Annotated in this window: 18 protein-coding genes; 8 read left to right on the top strand and 10 right to left on the bottom strand. The window is 73.0% G+C overall.

Going from position 1 to position 20,781, the window contains the following annotated elements; translation table 11 throughout:
• Window positions 1-32: 32 nt before the first annotated feature.
• Window positions 33-1,295 carry a serine--tRNA ligase gene (gene serS, locus ACFQ53_RS13810; RefSeq protein ID WP_377860614.1) on the bottom strand — a complete coding sequence of 421 codons (1,263 nt, stop codon included), beginning with the start codon at window positions 1,293-1,295 and terminating at the stop codon, window positions 33-35.
• Between the two features lie 437 nt (window positions 1,296-1,732).
• Between serS and ACFQ53_RS13805 the strand changes: the two genes are divergently transcribed.
• A complete protein-coding gene (locus ACFQ53_RS13805; protein WP_377860612.1) occupies window positions 1,733-3,268 on the top strand; it encodes an HNH endonuclease in 1,536 nt (511 codons plus the stop codon).
• 47 nt (window positions 3,269-3,315) lie between these two features.
• The gene (locus tag ACFQ53_RS13800) at window positions 3,316-4,557 is read left to right on the top strand and encodes a diacylglycerol/lipid kinase family protein (RefSeq protein WP_377860610.1); all 1,242 of its coding nucleotides are present in this window, start codon (window positions 3,316-3,318) and stop codon (window positions 4,555-4,557) included.
• Here the strand turns inward: ACFQ53_RS13800 and pheA are convergent.
• Genes pheA through ACFQ53_RS13780 form a run of 4 tightly spaced genes read right to left on the bottom strand, consistent with a single transcriptional unit; the run spans window position 4,541 to window position 7,238 of the window.
• Window positions 4,541-5,500 carry a prephenate dehydratase gene (gene pheA, locus ACFQ53_RS13795; RefSeq protein WP_377860608.1) on the bottom strand — a complete coding sequence of 320 codons (960 nt, stop codon included), beginning with the start codon at window positions 5,498-5,500 and terminating at the stop codon, window positions 4,541-4,543. The genes ACFQ53_RS13800 and pheA overlap by 17 nt on opposite strands.
• A 49-nt stretch (window positions 5,501-5,549) precedes the next feature.
• Window positions 5,550-6,122, bottom strand: coding sequence for a GNAT family N-acetyltransferase (locus ACFQ53_RS13790; RefSeq protein ID WP_377860606.1), 573 nt, complete (start codon window positions 6,120-6,122; stop codon window positions 5,550-5,552).
• Window positions 6,119-6,889, bottom strand: coding sequence for a GNAT family N-acetyltransferase (locus ACFQ53_RS13785; protein ID WP_377860604.1), 771 nt, complete (start codon window positions 6,887-6,889; stop codon window positions 6,119-6,121). Before ACFQ53_RS13785 ends, ACFQ53_RS13790 begins: the two co-directional genes overlap by 4 nt.
• A gap of 49 nt (window positions 6,890-6,938) precedes the next feature.
• Window positions 6,939-7,238, bottom strand: coding sequence for a Dabb family protein (locus tag ACFQ53_RS13780; RefSeq protein ID WP_377860602.1), 300 nt, complete (start codon window positions 7,236-7,238; stop codon window positions 6,939-6,941).
• Window positions 7,239-7,457: 219 nt separating this feature from the next.
• Here ACFQ53_RS13780 and ACFQ53_RS13775 point away from each other — a divergent pair, with 219 nt between their 5' ends.
• Complete coding sequence (locus ACFQ53_RS13775) at window positions 7,458-9,668, top strand: hypothetical protein (RefSeq protein ID WP_377860600.1); 2,211 nt, start codon at window positions 7,458-7,460, stop codon at window positions 9,666-9,668.
• Window positions 9,669-9,879: 211 nt separating this feature from the next.
• On the top strand, window positions 9,880-11,772 hold the full coding sequence (locus ACFQ53_RS13770) for a hypothetical protein (RefSeq protein WP_377860598.1): 1,893 nt from the start codon (window positions 9,880-9,882) through the stop codon (window positions 11,770-11,772).
• 65 nt (window positions 11,773-11,837) lie between these two features.
• On the opposite strand, the gene ACFQ53_RS13765 is transcribed toward ACFQ53_RS13770, so the two are convergent.
• Genes ACFQ53_RS13765 through ACFQ53_RS13750 form a run of 4 tightly spaced genes read right to left on the bottom strand, consistent with a single transcriptional unit; the run spans window position 11,838 to window position 15,604 of the window.
• Complete coding sequence (locus ACFQ53_RS13765) at window positions 11,838-13,751, bottom strand: glycosyltransferase (protein WP_377860596.1); 1,914 nt, start codon at window positions 13,749-13,751, stop codon at window positions 11,838-11,840.
• The gene (locus ACFQ53_RS13760; RefSeq protein ID WP_249478625.1) at window positions 13,748-14,578 is read right to left on the bottom strand and encodes a DUF5926 family protein; all 831 of its coding nucleotides are present in this window, start codon (window positions 14,576-14,578) and stop codon (window positions 13,748-13,750) included. Before ACFQ53_RS13760 ends, ACFQ53_RS13765 begins: the two co-directional genes overlap by 4 nt.
• Window positions 14,579-14,588: 10 nt before the next feature.
• Window positions 14,589-15,068 (bottom strand): hypothetical protein, encoded by a 480-nt coding sequence (locus tag ACFQ53_RS13755; protein ID WP_377860594.1) that lies wholly within the window; start codon window positions 15,066-15,068, stop codon window positions 14,589-14,591.
• Window positions 15,065-15,604, bottom strand: a complete 540-nt coding sequence (locus ACFQ53_RS13750; protein WP_377860592.1) for a DM13 domain-containing protein — start codon at window positions 15,602-15,604, stop codon at window positions 15,065-15,067. Before ACFQ53_RS13750 ends, ACFQ53_RS13755 begins: the two co-directional genes overlap by 4 nt.
• 201 nt (window positions 15,605-15,805) lie before the next feature.
• On the opposite strand from ACFQ53_RS13750, the gene ACFQ53_RS13745 reads away from it, so the two are divergent.
• Entirely contained in the window at window positions 15,806-16,588 is a 783-nt protein-coding gene (locus ACFQ53_RS13745; protein WP_377860590.1) for a response regulator transcription factor, read from the top strand.
• Window positions 16,582-17,724: a sensor histidine kinase gene (locus ACFQ53_RS13740; protein WP_377860588.1), complete on the top strand. Its 1,143-nt coding sequence runs from the start codon at window positions 16,582-16,584 to the stop codon at window positions 17,722-17,724. The genes ACFQ53_RS13745 and ACFQ53_RS13740 overlap by 7 nt, the downstream gene beginning before the upstream one ends.
• 384 nt (window positions 17,725-18,108) lie before the next feature.
• Here the strand turns inward: ACFQ53_RS13740 and ACFQ53_RS13735 are convergent, their stop codons facing one another.
• Entirely contained in the window at window positions 18,109-18,564 is a 456-nt protein-coding gene (locus ACFQ53_RS13735) for an Lrp/AsnC family transcriptional regulator (RefSeq protein WP_152351466.1), read from the bottom strand.
• A 136-nt stretch (window positions 18,565-18,700) separates the two neighbouring features.
• Here ACFQ53_RS13735 and ACFQ53_RS13730 point away from each other — a divergent pair, with 136 nt between their 5' ends.
• Both ACFQ53_RS13730 and ACFQ53_RS13725 read left to right on the top strand, forming a co-directional pair.
• Window positions 18,701-19,735 carry an ornithine cyclodeaminase gene (locus ACFQ53_RS13730; protein WP_377860628.1) on the top strand — a complete coding sequence of 345 codons (1,035 nt, stop codon included), beginning with the start codon at window positions 18,701-18,703 and terminating at the stop codon, window positions 19,733-19,735.
• Window positions 19,732-20,763: an arginine deiminase-related protein gene (locus tag ACFQ53_RS13725; RefSeq protein ID WP_377860586.1), complete on the top strand. Its 1,032-nt coding sequence runs from the start codon at window positions 19,732-19,734 to the stop codon at window positions 20,761-20,763. Before ACFQ53_RS13730 ends, ACFQ53_RS13725 begins: the two co-directional genes overlap by 4 nt.
• Window positions 20,764-20,781 lie beyond the last annotated feature (18 nt).

The following is a 20,781-nucleotide window of genomic DNA, read 5'->3' as shown; positions in this document are numbered from 1 at the left end:
GCCCCGAGGTGCGGGAGCGTCCACGCCCCATGTCAGGACTGCACCTCGAAGACCTCGCGGCCGCCGAGGTACGGGCGCAGACCCTCCGGCACCACCACGGAGCCGTCGGCCTGCTGGTGGTTCTCGAGGATCGCGACGATGAAGCGCGTGGTCCCGAGCGTCCCGTTGAGGGTCGCGACGGGCCGCAGTCCGTCCTCGGTGCGCTCGCGGATGTTCAGCCGGCGCGCCTGGAACTGGGTCGTGTTCGAGGTCGAGGTGAGCTCGCGGTAGGTGTCCTGGCTGGGCACCCAGGCCTCGCAGTCGAACTTGCGGGCCGCGCTCGTGCCGAGGTCGCCGGCGGCGGTGTCGATGATGCGGTAGGGCACGTCGATCTTCGCCATCATCTCCCGCTCCCAGTCCAGCAGACGCTCGTGCTCGGCGTAGGAGTCCTCGATCCGGCAGAACGAGAACATCTCGACCTTCTGGAACTGGTGGACGCGGATGATGCCGCGGGTGTCCTTGCCGTAGCTGCCGGCCTCGCGGCGGTAGCAGGTCGACCAGCCGGCGTAGCGCAGCGGCCCGTCGGAGAGGTCGAGGATCTCGTCGCGGTGGTAGCTCGCGAGCGCGACCTCGCTCGTGCCCACGAGGTAGAGGTCGTCGTCCTTGTCGAGGTGGTAGACCTCGTCGGCGTGCTCGCCGAGGAATCCGGTGCCCTCCATCGACTCCGGGAGCACCAGGGTGGGGGTGATCATCGGGGTGAAACCGGCCTTCGTGGCCTGGTCGATCGCCGCGTTGAGGATCGCGAGCTCGAGCTGCGCGCCGATGCCGCGCAGGAAGTAGAAGCGGGCGCCGGAGACCTTCGCACCGCGCGCCATATCGAGCGCGCGCAGGCCCTCGGCGATCTCGAGGTGATCCTTCACGGGGAAGTCGAAGGTCGGGTTCTCGCCCACGACCTCGCGGACCGCGAAGTCCTCCTCGAGGCCCTCGGGGGCGCCCTCGGAGATGTTCGGGATCACCCGCAGGGCGGCCTCGCGCTCGTCGGCCGCGGTGTGGGCCTCGGCCTCGAGGTCCTTCACTCGAGCTGCCAGGTCCTTGACCTGCGCGAGGAGCTGCTGCTTCTCCTCGCCCTGGGCCTTGGCGACCAGCTTGCCGAAGGCCTTCTGCTCGGCGCGCGCGTTCTCGAAGGACGTGGTCGCCTCGCGCCAGCGCGAGTCGGCCGCGAGCACGGCATCGACGGTGGAGGGGTCGCGCCGACGGGCCTTCTGTGCGTCACGGACCAGGTCGGGGTTCTCGCGCAGGAGCCGCAGATCGATCATGCGCTCCAGGGTACCGGGGCTCGGCGGCGCTGCCGTGCGCCGAGGACGGGATGGGATGCGGGGAACAGGTCGGTGCGGCGGGGAGAGGGGCGAGGGCTGTGCGGCCGAACGGGGCTGGGGGCGGGGCGCGCGAGCGCGGGGTCGCGGCGCGCCCGCGGCCGGGGTCGCCGCGAATCCCGCCCGCGCGTTCGATCACGCCATGGAATGTGGAGGACTGACGGAGAGCAGGTCAGGGGCTCGCGACCGGTGCCGTGCGCCCGCTTTCTCCGAGTTGTGCACATTCTTGAGGGTGCTGTTCCTATGGGGGCGGAGGCTCGGTAGGCTCGAGGTCTCAGGAGGATCACCGCAGGTGAAACGGGCTTTATGAGTGTTCACCGCGCAGCACGGCGAGCACGAGAGACCGACCTGGGACCGGACCGGGAGAGGAGGTGTGGACGATGACGTCGACGGCGACGCGCGATGCAGACATGGCAGCGCCCTCGCTCGCGCTGGTGCGATCGGAGGATCCATCGCAGCTGCTCGCCCAGGCCCATGCGATCCTCACGCGGGCGTTCTCCCTCCTCGATCCCCCACCGGATGACGCGCTTGACGCACCTGTCAGGGGCGACTCCGCAGCGCCCGTCGGCGTCGAGTCCCTGCTCGCGTCGATCGAGATCAGCGAGCAGATCCTCGCCCTGGCGGGCGCGACCCAGATGAGCGCCTCGGTCGCCTTCCGCGCCGGGCGCATCGCCCAGCAGCGGGCCGACGGCGTGCCCCGCAAGGACCTCGGGAAGGGAGTCGCGGAGGAGATCGCGCTCGTGCGCCACGCCTCGCCCGCCCGCACCCGGAACCATCTCGCGCTCGAGCGGGTGGTCGTCGAGTCGATGCCGAGGACCCTGGATCTCCTCGCGCGGGGCAAGATCTGCGCCTGGGCGGCCGATGAGGTCGCCAAGGCCGCCATCTGCCTCGAGGACGAGGATCGCGCTCGCGTGGACCGCGACATCTCCGCGCAGCTGCCCGAGGTCTCCCCCACCCGTGCCGGGGTGCTCGCGCGGGCGCGCGCCGACGAGCTCGACCAGGCCGCTGCCCTCGCACGCCATGAGCGCGAGGTCTCCGATCGGCACGTCTCGATCCGCCCCGCCTCCGGCTCCACCGTGCGGCTGAGCGCCCTGCTGCCCCTCGCCGAGGGCGTCGCCGTGTACAAAGCGCTGGACCAGGCCGCCTCGACCGCCCGCTCCCAGGGCATCGAGGGCACCCGCGGCCAGCACATGGCCGACGCTCTGGTCGCCCGCGTCACCGGCCAGGAGGAGCCGGAGAGCACGAGCGTCGAGATCCAGCTGATGATGACCGACAAGGCGCTGCTGGACGAGGCCGACGACGTGGCCTGGATCGACGGTCACCCCGTGCCCGCCGGCATCGCCCGCCGCTTCGCGCTCCACGGCGACCCGGAGGACGACACCACCGCGCAGCGCTTCGTGCGCCGCCTGCTCACCGACCCGATCAGCGGACGCCTCACCGCGGCCGACGAGACGCGCCGCCGCTTCTCCGGCCCCGACCGCCGCTTCATCGAGATCGCCGACCAGCGGTGCCGCACCCCCTGGTGCGAGGCGCGCATCCGCCACATCGACCACGTCGAGAGCTACGCCGACGGCGGCGCCACCCGCATCGACAACGGCGCGGGCCTGTGCGAATCGTGCAACTACCTCATGGAGACCCAGGGCTGGATCGAGCAGATCGGGACGGGTGCTGCCGGCGGGCACGACGGGTCGGGGCCACCCGATGAGTCGGAGGGGCCGGAGCCCCCTCCGGATCGCACCCTCCGTCTCACGACTCCCACCGGCCGCACGTTCAGCGGTGCTCCTCCCCCGCTGCGGTGGCCGCGACCTGATCTGGACGTCGGCTCGCAGGACGAGGACCGCTCAGAGCATGACCACTCAGGCGAGCACCGCTCAGAGAAGGACCGGCTCGCCAGTCCTCCGGGGCCCGGTGGCTGAGTGCTGCCCGTCGCTCATCGCACCATCGGCCCAGGTAGTCTCGGCCCATGGATCTGAGCACCACCCTCGCGATCATCTCGATCGTCCTCAGCGTGATCGTCGTCGTGCTGCTCGCCGTGGTGCTCGTGCACGTGCGCGCGCAGCGCCGCCAGGTCGACGATCTCGCCCGCGCCCGCGCGGACCGAGCAGTGCTGGCGAACGAGGGCCCGTCGTTCTCCCACGTGGCCGTGGTGATGAATCCGTCCAAGCACGACGATCCCGAGCAGTTCCGCGAGCGACTGCGCACGATCGCCGAGCGGCTGCTCGGCATCGAACTGCACTTCCACGACACCACGCGCGAGGACCCCGGCCGTGGCCAGGCCGAACAGGCCCTCACGGACGGCGCCGACCTGGTGATCGCGGCGGGCGGCGACGGCACGGTGCGCGAGGTCGCCTCGGCACTCGCCCATTCCGGTGTGCGGATGGCGATCCTGCCCGTGGGCACCGGCAACCTGCTCGCCCGCAATCTCGACCTCCCGCTCGACGACCTCGAGAAGGCGCTGCGGGTCGCCCTGCTGGGAGCCGACAGCATGGTCGACATGGGCTGGATGCGCACCGGCGGCTCCTCCTCGGAGATCTCGACGGCTCAGAAGCGGGCGTTCCTCGTGATCGCCGGTGTGGGCGCGGATGCCGAGGTCATCGGCGCGACGAACCCGAAGATGAAGAGGCGCATCGGCTGGCCCGCCTACGTGGTCGCGGGCCTCGACAAGATCGCGGGCCGCGCGTTCTCAGCGCGGATCACGACCCCCTCCGGCCACAGCGTGGACGTCGATGCCCGCACCGTGCTGATCGGCAACGTGGGGCGTCTGCCCGGCGGCATCGTCCTGATGCCCGACGCGACGGTGGACAATCATCGCCTCGACGTGCTCGTGCTCTCCTGGCGCGGCGCCGCGGGACTCAGCCAGATCATCGCCCGTCTCGTCCAGCCCGCACTGCACCCCAAGCCCCAGCTCTCCACGATGGAGCAGGCGCTCACCACGAGCGTGAGCGTGGTGACCACCAAGCCGCAGCCCGTCCAGCTCGACGGCGACACGGAGGGGAAGGCGACCCACCTGCTCGCCGAGGTCGATCCCGGCGCGCTGATCATGCGCACACCGGCCAGCGTCGCGGACCGCGCGGTCGAGACCGACAAGCAGCAGGTCGGCCCGCACGTCACGGAATCAGATCAGATCGACGGCGGGGAGGACCCGATGGACCCCAAGGACTCCGAGCCGGCGCCGTCGGACACGTCCGTCACGGGACGGGCGTGATCATCCTGCTCAGCTCGCCCACCCAGCGGCTCGCGTCGTCGTAGGAGTCGTCGGCCGTGGCGACATCGACGGTCGAGCGCTGCCGGTCCGCGCGCGGGTAGGACCCGAGGTAGATGACCTGCGGGCACATGCGGTGCAGACCGCGCAGAGCGCTGGCGACGCGGCGGTCCTCGAGATGGCCCTCGGCGTCGATGGAGAACGAGTAGCGGCCCAGGGCGTCCCCGATGGGGCGGGACTCGATGCGGGAGAGGTTCACGCCGTTGGCGCTGAACTGCTCGAGCATCTCCAGCAGCGCGCCCGAGCGGTTGTGCGGGAGGTGGACGACGAGCGTGGTCTTGTCCGCCCCGGTGCGCGCCGGGATCCGGCTGTTGCGGGTGACGATGACGAAGCGGGTCTGAGCGCCCTTGGTGTCCTCGATGCCGCGGGCGAGGACCTGGAGCCCGAAGTGCTCCGCGGCCAGCGGTGAGCAGATCGCGGCGAGGCCTTCGGCCTCCTCCTCGCTCGCCTCGGCGATGGCCCGCGCCGCCGCGGCGGTCGAGGAGGCCGGCTCGATCGCGGCGCCCGGCAGGCTCTCGCGGATCCACCCCTGGACCTGCGCCTGCGCGTGGGTGTGGGAGGCGACGGCGCGCACCTCGGACAGGTCCATCTGCCGCTTGGCGACGAGCACGAAGGTGATCGGGACGATCTGCTCGGCGACGATCGTGATGCGGTCGTGCGAGGCGAGGACGTCGAGCGTGCCGGACACCCCGCCCTCGACCGAGTTCTCGATCGGCGCCGTGATCGCGTCGATCTCACCGCCGACGAGCGCCGCGGTCGCGGTCGCGACCGACGTGAAGGGGATCAGCTCGGCCCCGGCGCGCAGGTCTTCGGGCGCCTCCGCGAGGGCCTGCAGGAGCGCCTGGTGGGTGAAGGTGGTCTCGGGGCCGAGGAATCCGTACCGCATGGCTGCAGGGTATCCGCGGCGCGCGTGCGGCGTGGGCGCGGTCCAGGGCTCAGCGGCCGGGTGCTCCCTGCGCATCCGGCTCCTGCGGCCAGGGGCCCGGCCCGAACCAGTACCGCCTGTGCTCGGCGATCGAGCTCTCGTACCGCCCGCCGTTGCGCTCGATCGTGCGCCGCGAGGCTTCGTTGGTCTCGGCGCAGCAGACGAGCACGGGATCGATGCCCAGGTCCGCGGCCTCCGAGAGGCCGACGGCGAGCGCCGCACCCGCGACGCCTCGACGACGGGCGGAGGGCCGCACCGAGTAGCCGATGTGCCCGCCCTGCGCGAGCAGGAACTGGTTGAGGTGGTGGCGCAGGGCGAGGAATCCGAGCAGCGGCCCGCCGTTCTCCCAGGTCTCGTCGACGATCCACCGGTACGAGCAATGCACCCGCTCGGGCGCTGGCGGGGTCGACGTGTCGCCTTCGGCGAGGCGCTGCCCGATGTAGCGCGCGAACTCCTCGGGCGCGGGTTCGGGGATCGAGCCCGTGACATAGCCCGAGCCGTCGATCGGCCCGTCCTCGAAGTCCCGCACGCACGCCGCCCAGGACTCGAAGCGGGCGGGGTCAGGGGCGGTCAGCCGGATCATCGGGCCAGCGTAATGGGGCCGTCGCGGCCGTCTTGGCCGTCTTGGTCGTCGCGGTCGTCGCGGCCGCAGCGGCCGCCGTGCTCGAGGTCGAGATCGCGCTCGAGACCGAGATCGCGCTCGAGACCGAGATCGAGTTCGAGACCGAGATCGAGTTCGAGACCGAGATCGAGTTCCCAGCGTTCGACGCTGCGACCCGGGTCGCCGGGGTGGCGCTCGCTCCGGCCCGTCGGCCGTGCGCCCGCTCCCCTCGCGACGTGCTGGGACGCCGCGTTCTCCGGCGCGATGCGCAGGACGAGCTTGCGGATGCGCGGATCTGACTCCGCGGCCTCCCGCAGCGCGCGAACGATCGCGGCGCCCCACCCGTGCCGTCGATGCGGGGCGAGCACCCAATAGCTCATGTCCGCCTGCCCGCGCTCGAGGCCGGGACCGAGCAGGTGCAGCCCTCCCCCGCCGACGATCTCGCCGCGGGCACTGGCGGCGCCTGCGCCGGTGCCCGCGTCCGTGCTCGCGTCCATGGCGGTGTCCGTGTCGGAGTCGGCGCTCCCGTCGGCGACCTGGCGCGCGGCGAACTCGCGCAGGGGCCCGTCCGCGCTCCAACGCTTCGCACGCTCGAGGAACTCCGCGAGCTCTCCGGGCTCCCAGCGGCAGCCGAAGACCTCTTGGGCGAGAGCGCGGTCCTGACCGGCGAGGATGGCGCCGGCATGCGAGCTCCCGAGGCGCTCGAGGCGCACGGACCCGTCGCGCCGACCCGCATCCACCCGTCCCACTGGGCCCTCCGGACCCACCGGACCCACCGGACCCACCATCAGAGCGTGGTCATCCCTCGAGGGGGACGAAGTCGAACTCCTGGAACGCGGCGACCTCGGTCTTCCACCGGCGTGCGACGAAGCCCTGGTGGTCAGGGTGGGCGTCGTAGGCGGCGTACGCGTCCCGGTCGGCGAAGCGCATGGCGAACTGGAAGCGGAAGTCGCTCTGCTCCCCGACCTGCCGTGACGCGGTGAACTCCTCGACGCCGGGGACCGCGGGGAGGATGCGTCGCGCGTCGTCGAGGAAGGCCTGCTCCTCGCCGGAGCCGGGCTCGTGCACGAGGGTGAAGCAGACGGTGTGGAGGATCATGCGGGGCTCCTCGAAGGTGGGCCGAAGCGGAGGTCGGCGAAGCGGAGATGGGCGAAGCGCACGTCGGGCACGGATCGCCGGCGATCCTGGGCAATCTACCGGCCTGCCTGCCGCTGCCACCGCGCGGTCTCACGCGGCGCCGCGCGGACTCGCCGCGCGCCGCCTCGCCCGGAACAGCAGTGTGAGCGGCCGCCCCGCGTCGCCTTCTACGATCATCCGGTGACCTTCCCTCCGTCGGCCATCCGCCCGAGCTCGGCCCAGGCACGCGCGCCCCGATGCCTCGACCGCGCTGCCCGCCCGTTCGCGCTCGCCCTCGCGCTCGCCCTGTTCGTCTCCGTGCTGCTTCCTGCGCTCGCCCCCGCGTCGGCCCGAGCGGACGGCACCGCAGCACCCGCCGCACCCGCTGCGCAGGGCCCCTCGGAGCAGCCCGTCGAGCTCGTCGTCGCGACCGCGGGGCTCAACTGGGAGGACGTCTCCGAGGCGACCCCGCACCTCATGTGCCTCGCCGAGCGCTCGGGGGCCGCCGCGATGAGCGTCGGCTCGATGACGCCGGTGACACCCACGCGCCGCCAGGGCATGGAGACGCTGACCAGCGGTTATCTGGGCCTCGCATCCCAGTCCCACCGCACCTCCCGCTCACCGCAGCCCGCAGAGGACCTGGTCTCCGCGCTGCCCGACGCCCCCGAGGTCGTCTCCCTGGACTCGCTGCCCGCGCGCGGCGGGGACGAGGACCCCGTCGACCCCGACTCGGCGCGCGGCCGCGCCCTCGCCGCGCTCGACGAGGAGGTCGGGAAGCGACTCGATGCCGTCGGCGGCTGCGACAGCGCATCGATGGGGCGGGTGCTGCTGGTCTCCGTCGCTCCCTACGATCCCGAGGACTCCGCAGCCGTCGAGGAGGGCCGCTCCCCCGCGCCCGGACCTGACAGGCTGCAGGTGGTGATGGACTCCGGCTTCGCGAGCGGCTCCCTGACCAGCGGATCCACCCATCAGGAGGGGGTCGTGCTGCTCACCGACGTGGTGCCGACGATCCTCGCGAGCCACGGGGAGAGCGCCCCCGATGCGCTCCCCGGGCAGGTCTTCGAGGGCACGCCGGCGAGCGCCGACGGGTCTGCCGGCGACGGGTCGGGTGCCGACGGGTCGAGCACCGACGCGTCGGGAACCGACGGATCCGATGCCGTCGTCCGCGACACCGCCGGCGTCCGCCTCGCCACCGACCGCTCCGCCGCGAACGTGCTGGCCGACGGCGCGACGTGGTGGGCGCTGGGGTCCTGGCTGGTCCTGCCTGCACTCGGTCTGCTGGTGCTGCTGATCCCCCGCCTCGCGGGGCGCCGTCGGCTGTCCGCCCTCGGGCGCGCCGCGGCGGTGTGCCTTCCCCTCGGGCCGGCGGCAGGACTGCTCGCAGGAGCCGTGCCCTGGTGGAGGGCCGCGCACCCTGCGCTCGCACTCACCGCCGTGGTGTGGGGATTCGCCCTCGTGCTGTCGGCGATCGCCCTGCTCGGTCCCTGGCGCCGCGTCCGGTACGGACCCGCAGGGGCTGCGGGGGCGCTGCTCGCCCTGGCCATCCTCGCGGAGTCCGCGACCGGCTCCCAGCTGCAGCTGGGCTCCCCGCTCGGGGCGCAGGCGATCCGCGGCGGACGCTTCTACGGGATCTCCAACCACCTGTCTGGAATGGTGCTGGCGGGCACGATGATCGCGCTGCTCGCCGTGTGCGCCCGGCTCACGCGTCCGCGCTCGCGCGTGCTCGCGGTGATCGGGATCGGGATCGTGGTGATGGGCGTCAGCGCGGCGCCGACGATGGGCGCCGACTTCGGCGGCGTGCTCGTGCTGGTCCCCGCGCTCGGACTGCTCGCGCTCATGCTGAGCGGGATCCGAGTGCGCTGGTGGCATCTGCTCGCGGTCGGCGGGGCGGCGGTGGTGGCCGTCGGCGGCGTCTCGGTGCTCGACTGGCTGCGCCCGCCCGCGCAGCGCACGCATCTGGGACGGTTCGTGGACCAGGTGCTCTCCGGCGAGCTGCTCGACGTGGTCGCCAGCAAGGCGCAGCAGAACATCGACCAGGTCACCACGTTCTGGCCGCTGCTGGGTGTGCTGCTGGTGGCCGCCGTGCTCTGGCTGTGCTCGCTCGTCCCGTCCCGCACGCGCATGCGGCGCCTCGCGGCCTTCGACGCCCGGCACCCCGCCGTCCGGCCGGTGCGCATCGCGCTCGGCGTCGGCGCCTGGATCGGCTACGCGACGAACGACACCGGGGCGATGCTGCTGCTCGCCGCGCTCGCGGTCTCACTGCCGCTGATCGCGGCGATGCTCCCGGATCCTGAGGTCGGCGCGTGCGGCGAGACGCGCGGAGACGGCGCGCGTCTCGCCGCCGACGCACGCGGACAGGTCGGCGCGGCCGACGGTGAGGCTCCTCCCGGGACGGCCGCATACCATCGCTGACGTGCTCTTCCCCCGTCGGCCCCTTCCACGCGCGGCCCTCCGCGCGAGCGCACGGACGCCCTCGAGAACCGCGCGACGCGCCCTCCCCCGTCCGGTCGTCCTCGCCGCGCTGTGTGCGCTCCTGGCGACGGCGGCCGCCCTCCTGGGACCGATGGGATCTGCGCGGGCGGACGACGGAGCCGACGCAGGAGCGCAGACGGCACCGGTCCGCATGGTCGTCGTGACCTCGGGACTGGCCTGGGAGGACGTGTCCGAGGAGACGACGCCGCATCTGCAGTGCCTCGCCGGGAACGCCGGTGTGGGAGCCATGAACACGACCTCGACCACCGTGGTCTCCACGAAGCGGCAGGGCGAGGAGACGCTGCGCACCGGCTTCCGCGGGCTCGCCGCGACGGCCCCGGCGAGCGCCGGGGTCCCGAACCCGCCCGTCGACCAGCTCGCCCGCATCCCCGGCGGCACCACGGAGATCGACGCGAGCGAGGACGTCCCCGTCGGCCGCATCAGCGCGGCGCTCGAGGGCGATGGCGCAGGAGACGACGGCTCCGGCGTCCTCCTCGTCGATCTCGGCTCGGCCACGTCCTCGGATCTCGCCGCGCTGGACGAGCGCGCCGGGGAGGTGCTCGACGCGGCGGGCGGCTGCGCGGCCGGCTCCGCAGATCTCCCCCGCACGCTCCTGGTCTCCGTCGCGGCGACCGACCCGGCCGATCCCGCCGCCGTCGAGACCCAGGGGTCGATCGCCTCGCGCACCGCCGGTCTGCAGGTCGCGATGGACACCGGCCGCCCCGGTGAGGCGCTGTCCAGCGGATCGACGCATCAGAACGGGCTCGTGGTGCTGACCGACGTGCTGCCCACCGTGCTCGAGAGCCACGGCGTCGATCCCACGCTCACCCTGCCCGGGCAGTCCTTCGAGGGGTCGGACACCCGCGTCGGTCCCCAGCAGCTCGCCCTGGATCGCTCGCTCGCCGCTCGGCTCGTGGACGGCGCGTCGCCGCCCGCGTTCCTCTCCTGGCTGTCGTTCGGAGCCGCCGGGCTCGTCCTGCTGCTGATCGGCCCGCTGCGCCGCCGTGATCGCGTGCGGCATCTGGCCCGCTCGCTGCTCGCGATCGCCCCGCTGTGCTTCCCGGTCGCGCTCATGTCCACGCTCGTGCCGTGGTGGCGGGCCGAGCATCCGGCGCTGGCGCTGACGGGCGTGGTGTGGGCCGGGTCGGCGGTGCTGGCCGCCGTGGTCCTCGCCGGGCCCTGGCGGCGATCGCGCTTCGGCCCTCCGGGGGTCTCGTTCTGCCTGGTCGCAGGGCTCATCCTGCTGGAGTCGGCGCTCGGCTCGCCGTGGCAGACGGGGTCCCCTCTGGGCGCGAACGCCATCTCCGGCGCGCGCTTCTACGGACTCTCGAACCACCTGTTCGGCATGGTGCTCGCGGGCACGCTCGCCTCACTGGGCTGTCTGTTCACGCGCGTGCGCGCCCCGCGCGCCCGGGTGATCGCGACGGTGACGACGGGGGTCGTGGTCTCGGCGGCCTGCGTTGCCCCGTCGATGGGCGCGGATTTCGGCTCCATGCTCGTGTGCGTGCCGACGTTCGGTCTGCTCGCCCTGCTCGTCTCCGGGATCCCGCTGCGCTGGTGGCACGTGCTGGGGCTGTATGCGGCGGGCGTGGTCGCCGTGGTCGGGGTGTCTGTGGTCGACTGGCTGCGTCCGCCCGCATCGCGCTCCCACCTGGGTCGATTCATCGACGACGTGCTGTCGGGCGGGCTCGGGACCGTGGTGCTGCGCAAGTTGGGCCAGAATCTGCAGATGCTCGTGGACTTCCCGGGGCTCGCGCTCGTGGTGCTTGCGGCGCTGCTCGGCTCGGTCGCGATCCTCATGCCGCGTCGCCTGCACTGGCGTGCGCTCGAGCAGCTGGACCAGGAGCATCCGAGCGGCCGCACGGTGCGGATCGCGCTGGTCGCGGGCGGATGGCTGGGCTACGCGGTCAACGACACGGGCCCCGTGCTGATCGCCGCCGTGCTGGGCCTCAGCATCCTCGCGCTCGCGGCCATGCTGCCCGCCCGGGAAGATGCGCCGGGTCGCAGGGTGGAACAGCGAACGGGTGGAGCGCCGAGCAGGTGAGGCGCCGCGCAGCGTGAGCGGCTCCGGCTGATTCGGCTGACCTGAGCCCGCGCCTCGGGTGGGCCTCAGTCCTGGTGACCGCGATCCCGTTGCCCCTCGGCGTCCGCCTCCTCGACGGCCGACTGGACCACGAGCGAGGTGTACTCGCCGGCGTCCATCGGGAGCTCGATGCGCTCGGGCACGCGCGGCACGCTGCGCTGGAGATGGGCGGCCATGATCACCGCGTGCTCGGGAGCGAAGGGGCCGTCCACGGGGGCCTCGTGCATGCGTCGTCCCAGTTCATGGAGATCGGAGCCGGCCAGCAGCACGACGTCCTCGGGCTCGAACGGCCCGTCCACGGGCAGCGCCCGCAGGTCCGCGTCGAGGGCCGCGATGTCGACCTGCTCGAGCTCGCGCGCGTCCTCGGCATCGAAGGGCCCCGACGCGGGCAGGTCCGCGAGAGTGCGGGCCGACGGGGCGTCGCCGGTCGACTCGTCCGCGGAGTCGGGGGCCGACGAGGATTCGGGGACGGGCGCGCTCGTCGGCTCCGGCTCCGGCTCCGGCTCCGGCTCCGGCTCCGGCTCCGGCTCCGGCTCCGGCTCCGGCTCCGAAGGATTCTCGTCCACGGCTGCTTCCTCGGACGACGCCATTCCCCAGGCGTCGACGTCATCCGGATAGTTCGTGGGTGCGGGACGCGGAAGCGTGGACTCCACCGCTGCCTCCCGGTCGCCCGCGGCGGCAGGATCGGTGTCGTCGATCAGCTCCGTCGTCTCTGACGGTCGGGCCTCGTCCACCGGCGCGATCTCCTCGGCAGGCTCGGACGGCTCAGACGGCTCAGACGGCTCAGACGGCTCAGACGCAGCGAACGGTGCGACCTCGTCGACCTGCTCCGCGGCGTCCGTCCGGTCGGCCTCGTCAGCCCGCTCAGTCTCGACGTCCTCGACGTCCTCGACGTCCTCGACGTCCTCGACGTCCTCGACGACACTGTCCCTCGCATCGTCGTGCGCTGCGTCCTCGGTGTCCGCGTCGGTCTCCTCGAGTGCCACCGCCGCCGGAGCCGATTCGTCCGCGACCACCGACTCGTCCGCGACCATCGAGTCCTCCGCGACCACGGACTCCTCGGCGGCGACGACCGGTTCCTCGGCGTCGACCGCCATCTCGTCCGCGACCTCCGGCGGGTGCACGGTGCGGCGGCGCAGCAGCGCGCGGGTGACGTCGCGCAGCTGGGCGGCGCGGTGCAGTTGTCCGGAGAGGTCCTTGCCGGTGGCGCGATGGCGCAGCTCGCAGGGCACCTCCTTCACCCAGAACCCGCCGGTCAGCGCGTCGATCGTCAGCGACGTCTCCACACCCCAGCCGGGGGCGAGCGGCTGGCACGCCTCCCAGGTCTCGCGGGTGATGCAGCGCGTGCCCGAGAGCGGCTGCTGCGGCTCCCAGCCGGTGATGCGGCGGATGCCGTTGCGGGCGGTGCGCACCACGATCCCGAAGCCGGCGGCGCCGTTCTGCGGGGGCAGCAGGGCGATCGCCATGTCGACGCCGTCGTCGAGGACGGCGTCCACGAGCGGGGCGGCGTTCTCGGCGCTGTCCTCCATGTCGCCGTCGAGGAACAGCAGCGCGCGGGACATGAGGTCCGACGGGGAGATCACGGGCAGCGGGCCCGTGTGGCCGGGCATGCGCGGCTCGGCGTGGAGCTCCTCGCGGAAGTCGACGCCGCCGTCGGCCGCCTCGGTGTCCTCGCGCATCGCGATGACGCGCGCGCCGGTCGCCATCGCGGCGGCCTTCCCGCGGTTGGTGCGGTGGCGCACCACGAGCGCGCCGGCACCGGTGGCGACCGCCGCGGTCGCATCGCTCGAGCCGTCGTCGACGACCACCACGGTGTCCACGCGGTCGATGCGCTGGGCGGCGCGGATCGTCGCCTCGATGCGGTCGGCCTCGTCCTTGGCGGGGATCACCACGGCGACCGCCGTGGGACGGTCCGCCGCGAGCGGCCCCGCCGCGCTCATCGCAGGGTCACCTGGCGCGCGACGATGCCGCCCCGGGCGCGCCGCTCCGCGACGGTGAGCGGCGCAGTGGTCTCGAGCGCCTCGAGGAAGCGGGCACTGAACGCCTCCGCACGGGCCTCGACGCCCTCGGCCCCGAAGCCGGAGGGCAGGTCCCAGACGGGGATGGTGAGGCCCTCGGCCCGGAAGGAGCCGACGTACTTCGTGCCCTCGTCGATGCCGGACTCGCGGCGCGCGTGCAGGCGGGCCACGGCGTCGACGACGCGGTCCTCGTCGGCATCGAGGACCCAGCGCAGGTGCTCCTTGGGGCCGGCGTCGACCCAGTAGGCGTGCTCGAGGCCAGCGACGGGACGGGTCGGCATGATCTTCTCGTTCGCCTCCCGCAGGGAGGCCTCGACCTCGGCGGTGCGATCAGCCTCGGGATCGACCCAGAACTCGAAGGAGTCGTGGACCTCGATCGCGAAGTCGCCGTCGAGGTCCAGCACGTCCTGGAGGCGCGGGGAGTCGTCCTCGAGGGCGACCGTGGGGACCGGCGATCCGGGCTCGAGCGCGAGGGCCTGCACGATCGCCTGGCCGAAGGCGCGCGAGAGGTCCCCGCCGGGGACGCTCGCCTGCAGGCCCACGACGACCGAGCCGTCGGAGCGGCGGATCGCGGGCCAGTTCATCGGCAGGATCGTGGCGAGGGTGACCGCCTCGCTGCCATATTCGGCGGTGGTCCGCGCGCTGATGGTCGCGGCGGGGATCAGCTGGCGCATCGCCACCAGATCCTGCTCCTGCGGCAGACCCTCGAAAGGACGGCGGACCAGCGCGTCTCGTGAGCTCGTCGACATGCGCGCCAGTCTACCGATGCGTCGGCCCGACGGAGGAGCGGGGCGCGCGGGCCCGTACCGGGACCCGTGCCAGGCACAGCACCACGGCGCCGAGCAGCATCATCACGGGATACTGCACGACGAGCTGGTCGGACATCCAGTACAGGGCGAGCGTCGCACTCGAGGCGAGAGCGAGCAGGCGCCTCCCCCACCCGAGCGCGAGCCCGGCGCCGAGGGCCAGTTCGAGAACGGGGATGCCGATCCCGAACGCGCCGGACAGCGGGGCCATCACGTGCTCCGCGAACAGGCCGAACACCTCGGGCACGCGCGGATCGGACCGCGCCCCCTCGACGACCAGGCCGATGTCCGCAGCGCCGAACCCGGCATGCACCTTCACCGCGCCCTCGACCAGCCAGAGCGCGGCCAGGACGAGGCGCGCGACCAGCGCCGCGCCGGCGGCGCCCGACGCGGCGCGCCCACTCCCGTGCGCCCGCTCGCTCCCGGGGCTCACGACAGCGCGGCGCTGCCGAACACGGCCTTGGCCTTGTCGCAGTGGACGACCACGTGGTCGTACTGCGAGAGATCGACGCCCCCGACAGAGAACGTCTGCTCGGCCGAGTCGTACGCGACGTCGCCGAGCTCCATCCCCGAGCCGACGGCGGCCTCGTCGTCGCCCTTCGCGAGGTAGAGGTGCAGGTCGGGCCCCTCATCCGAGGAGAATCCGCTGAGCATGAGCTTCCCGTCCTCGATGCTCACCTTCCCTGCGACGCTCTTGCCGTTCGCCCCGGCGAAGCTGCCGTGCGCCATGGACATGGCCATGTCGCCGCCCATGTCTCCGCCCATGTCGCTGCTCATGTCCCCTCCGCCGTCGGACGCCATGCCTGCGTCGCCGCCTCCGTCGCTCGTCTCCATCGCCGACGAGCCGTCCTTCGCCGCGCCGTCGTCCATCGAGCCGCCCGAGCCGGAGCCGCAGGCGGCGAGGCCGGCGGCGAGCGCGAGTGCTCCGGCGCCGAGGGCGGCGCGCTGCAGGGTGCGGGTGATGCGCATGGGAGTTCCTCCTGTGTCGAGGGCCGGGATGCTGCCCGGCCCGGGCGTCGGCCCGATGCCGACCCCGATGACGACCAGTCGACCCGGCCCGTCGGCCGCGGAGAAGGAGGATGACGGCTCCGTGAGCGCGATGACGGAACCGTAAGGGCGCGTGACGGATCCGTAAGGTCCGCGGCCGCTCCCTGCGCCTACGCTGGCTGCGTGGCCGGCAGCGAGAGGACGAGCGCGGGCGCACGGGTGATGATCGTCGAGGACGATCCGGCCGTGCGCACGGTGGTCGGCGACCATCTGCGGGCGGCCGGTCACCGGGTCGAGCCCTTCGCGGCGGGAGATGCGGCGTGGGAGGCGATGCGCACGCGGCTCCCGGACGTGATCGTGCTGGATCGGATGCTGCCGCGGCTCAGCGGCGACGAGCTGTGCCGCCGGGTGCGCGGGATCAGCGACGTGCCGATCCTCATGCTCACCGCGCTGGGCACGGTCGACCACCGCATCGAGGGGCTCGAGCACGGGGCCGACGACTACCTGCCCAAGCCCTTCTCCCTGCGCGAGCTGCAGCTGCGGCTCGAGGCCCTGCTGCGTCGACGCCTGCCCGATGCGGCGCCCGTCGCGTTCACGGCCGGCGCGTTCCGCGTGGACCCGGCGCATCGGCGGCTGCGGATCGGCGATCGCGAGATCGCGCTGACCTCGCGCGAATACGAGCTGTTCCTCTTCCTGCTGGGTCGCGAGGGCCAGGTGGTGCGGCGGGACGAGATCCTTCGCGAGGTCTGGGGCTGGCGCGAGGGCGACGCCTCGACGGTGACCGTCCACGTGCGCCGCCTGCGCGAGAAGATCGAGCCCGACCCGACGACCCCGCGGTTCCTGCGCACCGAGTGGGGCGCCGGGTACCGCCTGGAGACGGGGGACGCCGCGTCGACGCGACGGGCGCAGCCGCCACAGACGGCACGGCCGACACCACCGTCGCGATCATCGGGGCCCACGTGCTGAGCGCGATCGACTACCTGCTCATCGTCGCGACGACGATCGTGTGCACGGGCGTCGTGATGGGCGGCGCCTGGTGGGCGCTGCATCTGAACCGGCGCGGCAGCATCGTCTCGCAGACGGTGATCCTGCTGGTCGCGACGGTGCTCTCGATCGCGGCGACGACCCTCGCGGTGCTCGTGGAGATGTACTTCACCGCGCACGACCTCACGGTCCTGGCCTGGGTGCTCGCCGTCTCCGGACTGATCTCGATCGCGGCCGCGCGCCTGCTGCTGGGCCGGCGGGTGCGCACCTCGATCACGGCTCTCGCGGACTCGGCGCGGCGGCTCGGCGAGAGCGCCGACGGGACGGGGAGGGCCGACGGGCCCGGCTGGAGGGAGTTCGAGACCCTCTCCGCCGAGCTCGAGGAGACGTCCCGCCGGCTCAGCTCGGCCCGTGCGGAGATCGAGGCGCTGGACGCGGACCGTCGGCAGTCGATCGCGTGGATCTCCCACGACCTGCGGACCCCGCTCACGGGTCTGCGCGCGATGGCCGAGGCGCTCGAGGCGGGCACCGCCGACGATCCCGTCGCCTATGCGCGCGGCATCCGCGGCCGGGTGGACACCCTCAGCTCGATGGTCGAGGACCTCTTCGAGCTCTCCCGCCTGCAGTCCGGCACCCTCGTGCTGCGGCGGGAGACGGTCGAGCTCCTGGATCTCGTCTCCGACGCCGTGGCCGACGTGATGCCCGTGGCCCAGCAGCGCGGCATCCGGATCGTGCACCGCGGCATCGAGGGCCGCGTGCTGCGGGCGGATCCGCGCGAGCTCACCCGCGCGCTCGCGAACCTTCTCAGCAACGGCGTGCGCCACTCCCCCGAGGGCGGGGAGATCGTGGTCTCTGCCGATGTCCTGCCCGGCGACCGGCTGGTCCTCAGCGTCCTGGACCAGGGGCCGGGCGTGGCGAGCGAGCACATCGGGCGGATCTTCGAGGTCGGCTGGCGCGAGGATCCCGCGCGCACGCAGTCCGACGACCTCGGCGGATCCGGCGGCGCGGGCCTCGGTCTCGCGATCGTGCGCGGCATCGCCGAGGCCCACGGCGGCGACGTCTCGGCGCAGCGGGTCGACGGCGGCTTCCGCCTCGACCTCGTGCTGCCCGCGGGGTGAGCTCGAGCTGCGCTCGGGAGAAGACGCCGCCCCTCTGCCGGCACCGGTGGAACCCGTGACGCGCGCTCCTGTTGATCTCGTGCCGCCCGCTCCCGTTATTCCCTTGCCGCCCGCTCGAGTCCGGTCCTACGCTCGTCGGACACAGGGAAGGAGGTGATCCGACAGATGAAGTTCTCTCGGACATGTGAGGTGGCTCGCCGCTGAGGCGACCATCGACCTGACCGGCGGCAACGCCGCCGACCACCAGATCGAGGGACGTGCAGCGAATCCCACCGAGCTGCCCGGACCCGCAGGCGCCGGACCGCGTCCATCCGGCAGGCGCACGAGCGCAGCCTGCGGGTCCGCCCATGCCCGGGCCACGACGACGACGACGTCCCGGCTCCCTCAGCGCACCACCGAGCTGAGCAGCAGGCTCGTCTCCGAGTTGACGACACCCTCGATGCCGCGGATCCGGCGCAGCACGCCGTCGAAGGCCGCGAGGTCCTCGCAGGCGATCTCGGCGACCAGGTCCCAGCCGCCGTTGGTGGTGTGGAGGTTCTGGATCTCGACGAAGCCGCGCAGGGCGTCGATCGCCCGATCCGTCGTGCGGCCCTCGACCTCGATGAAGGAGATCGCGCGCACGGGCGCCGCCTGCGCGTAGTCGCGCACGCGCACCGAGAAGCCGACGATGACGCCCCGGGCGGTGAGCTTCTCGATCCGGTGCGAGACCGTGGCCCGCGAGACGCCGAGCCGCTGCGCGAGCGAGGCGATCGGCGCGCGGCCGTCGGTGCGCAGCGCCGCCAGCAGCCTCCGGTCCAGATCCGTCAGCCGGTCCGCAGAACCGTCCTGTGCAGTGTTCATGCGCAGAATGCTAGATCCCTGCTCGCAGACTGCGCACGCACTTGGCAGATCTCGCGCGATCCTGCTCTTCCGCCTGCCATCTGCGAAATCTACTCTGAGCTTCACCAGGCACACCGCGAGAGACGGAGCGATGACGATGACGCAGCTGCTCGACGTGGCTAACATGGCCCGCTGGATCGTGCGGGACGGCGCCCAGAACATCCTCACCACCATGGTCGGCTACCTCGACCACGACTTCCGGCGCTGGCAGAGGTTCGAGCGGATCCCCCGGATCGCGAGCCACACGCCCTTCGGCGTGATCGAGCTGATGCCGACCTCCGACGGCGAGACGTACGCGTTCAAGTACGTCAACGGCCACCCCTCGAACCCCGCGCGCGGCTTCCAGACCGTGACCGCCTTCGGCGTCCTCGCCGACGTCGACAACGGCTACCCCGTGTTCCTGTCCGAGATGACGCTGTTGACGGCGCTGCGCACCGCGGCCACCTCCGCCCTCGCCGCCCGCACCCTCGCCCGGCCCGACTCCCGCGTGCTCGCCCTCATCGGCGCGGGCTCGCAGTCGGAGTTCCAGGCGCTCGCCTTCCGCGGGGTCCTCGGCATCGAGGACCTGCGTGTGTTCGACGTCGACCCCGCGGCGGTCGACAAGGTGCGCCGCAACCTCGAGCCGCTCGGCTTCCGCATCCACGACGCCGCGACCGCGGCGGAGGCGGCCGAGGGCGCGGACATCATCACGACCTGCACCGCCGACAAGGCCCAGAACCAGGTCCTGGACCTGGCCGACGTGCGCCCGGGCGTGCACGTCAACGCGATCGGCGGCGACTGCCCCGGCAAGACCGAGCTGGACCCGCGGATCCTCGAGGCGGGGGACGCGTTCGTCGAGTTCACGCCGCAGACCCGCATCGAGGGCGAGATCCAGCAGATGCCGGAGGACTTCGCCGTCACCGAGCTCTGGGAGGTGCTCACGGGCACGGCCGCGGGGCGCACCTCGCCCGAGCAGATCACCGTGTTCGACTCGGTGGGCTTCGCGATCTCCGATTTCTCGGGCCTGCGCTGCGCACGCGACGCGACGAAGGGCACCGACCTGGTCTCCGACGTGGACCTGGTGGCCTCCCCGAGCGACCCGAAGGACCTGTTCTCGCTGGTCAGCTCGCTGTCTCCGGTCGGCGGGCGATGACTGCCCCGGCCCTCGCCGGCGCTCGGACGTCGCCCCCGCTCCCCGTGCAGTCCCCGTCTCGGGCCCTGCTGGTGCGGCCCCACCACTTCACGGCGAACCCGGAGACGGCGCTCGACAACGCTTTCCAGCACCTCGGCGCAGCACGTGCTGTGGACCCCGCCCTGCTCGCCCGGCGGGCGTACGACGAGGTGGGGCGCCTCGCGGACGCGCTCGAAGCGGCGGGCGTCGCGGTGACGATGTTCGACGACCCGGGCACGGCGACGCCCGACAGCGTGTTCCCGAACAACTGGCTGAGCACGCACGCGGACGGCACGCTCGCCCTGTTCCCCATGTATGCGCCCAGCCGCCGCGCCGAGCGCCGCGCGGACATCGTCGCCGCCCTGCGCACCCGCTTCCACGTGCGCAGGGTCGTCGACTACTCCGACGGCGAGGCCGACGCGCGCTATCTCGAGGGCACCGGGGCGATGGTGCTCGACGACGTCACGCGCACGGCCTTCGCGTGCCGCTCGAGACGCCTCGACGAGACGCTGCTGGCGGAGGTGTGCGCGGATCTCGGTCTCGAGCCCCTCGTCTTCGATGCGGCCGACGCCGCGGGCGTGCCCGTCTACCACACGAACGTGCTGATGAGCGTGGGGACCGAGGTCGCCCTCCTGGGCGCCTCGATGATCCGGGACCCGGCGCGGCGCGCGGCCGTGCGCAAGCGTCTGCGTGCGGGCGGCCGGGAGGTCGTCGAGCTCGACGAGGGCCAGGTGCGGGCCTTCGCGGGGAACTGCCTCGAGGTCGCGGCGGATGCCGGCCCGTCGGCTGCCGGTCCGGCGGGCGGCGCCGCGGGCGCCGCCGCGAGTGACGCCGTGGGCGAGCGCTCGCTGATGATGTCCGCGACCGCCGCGGCGGCGCTCACCCCGGAGCAGGTCCGCCGGATCGAGCGCTCGTGCCGGGTGCGCGCGGTCGAGGTGCCGACGATCGAGACGGCGGGCGGCTCGGTGCGCTGCATGATCGCCGGGATCCACCTGGCGCCGCGCGTCTGAGCTGCTCGCCGACCCGTC

The sequence above is a fragment of the Brachybacterium sp. NPDC056505 genome, assembly GCF_042794925.1.
Taxonomy (GTDB): Bacteria; Actinomycetota; Actinomycetes; order Actinomycetales; family Dermabacteraceae; genus Brachybacterium; species Brachybacterium kimchii.
Note: the sequence above shows the minus strand (reverse complement) of the source record. Positions and strands in the feature narration are given on the sequence as shown.

Coding starts and splice junctions, on each gene's coding strand:
- serS (WP_377860614.1), bottom strand. CDS start 1,295: ATGATCGATCTGCGGCTCCTGCGCGAGAACCCCGACCTGGTCCGTGAC.
- ACFQ53_RS13805 (WP_377860612.1), top strand. CDS start 1,733: ATGACGTCGACGGCGACGCGCGATGCAGACATGGCAGCGCCCTCGCTC.
- ACFQ53_RS13800 (WP_377860610.1), top strand. CDS start 3,316: ATGGATCTGAGCACCACCCTCGCGATCATCTCGATCGTCCTCAGCGTG.
- pheA (WP_377860608.1), bottom strand. CDS start 5,500: ATGCGGTACGGATTCCTCGGCCCCGAGACCACCTTCACCCACCAGGCG.
- ACFQ53_RS13790 (WP_377860606.1), bottom strand. CDS start 6,122: ATGATCCGGCTGACCGCCCCTGACCCCGCCCGCTTCGAGTCCTGGGCG.
- ACFQ53_RS13780 (WP_377860602.1), bottom strand. CDS start 7,238: ATGATCCTCCACACCGTCTGCTTCACCCTCGTGCACGAGCCCGGCTCC.
- ACFQ53_RS13770 (WP_377860598.1), top strand. CDS start 9,880: ATGGTCGTCGTGACCTCGGGACTGGCCTGGGAGGACGTGTCCGAGGAG.
- ACFQ53_RS13765 (WP_377860596.1), bottom strand. CDS start 13,751: ATGAGCGCGGCGGGGCCGCTCGCGGCGGACCGTCCCACGGCGGTCGCC.
- ACFQ53_RS13760 (WP_249478625.1), bottom strand. CDS start 14,578: ATGTCGACGAGCTCACGAGACGCGCTGGTCCGCCGTCCTTTCGAGGGT.
- ACFQ53_RS13750 (WP_377860592.1), bottom strand. CDS start 15,604: ATGCGCATCACCCGCACCCTGCAGCGCGCCGCCCTCGGCGCCGGAGCA.
- ACFQ53_RS13735 (WP_152351466.1), bottom strand. CDS start 18,564: ATGAACACTGCACAGGACGGTTCTGCGGACCGGCTGACGGATCTGGAC.
- ACFQ53_RS13730 (WP_377860628.1), top strand. CDS start 18,701: ATGACGCAGCTGCTCGACGTGGCTAACATGGCCCGCTGGATCGTGCGG.
- ACFQ53_RS13725 (WP_377860586.1), top strand. CDS start 19,732: ATGACTGCCCCGGCCCTCGCCGGCGCTCGGACGTCGCCCCCGCTCCCC.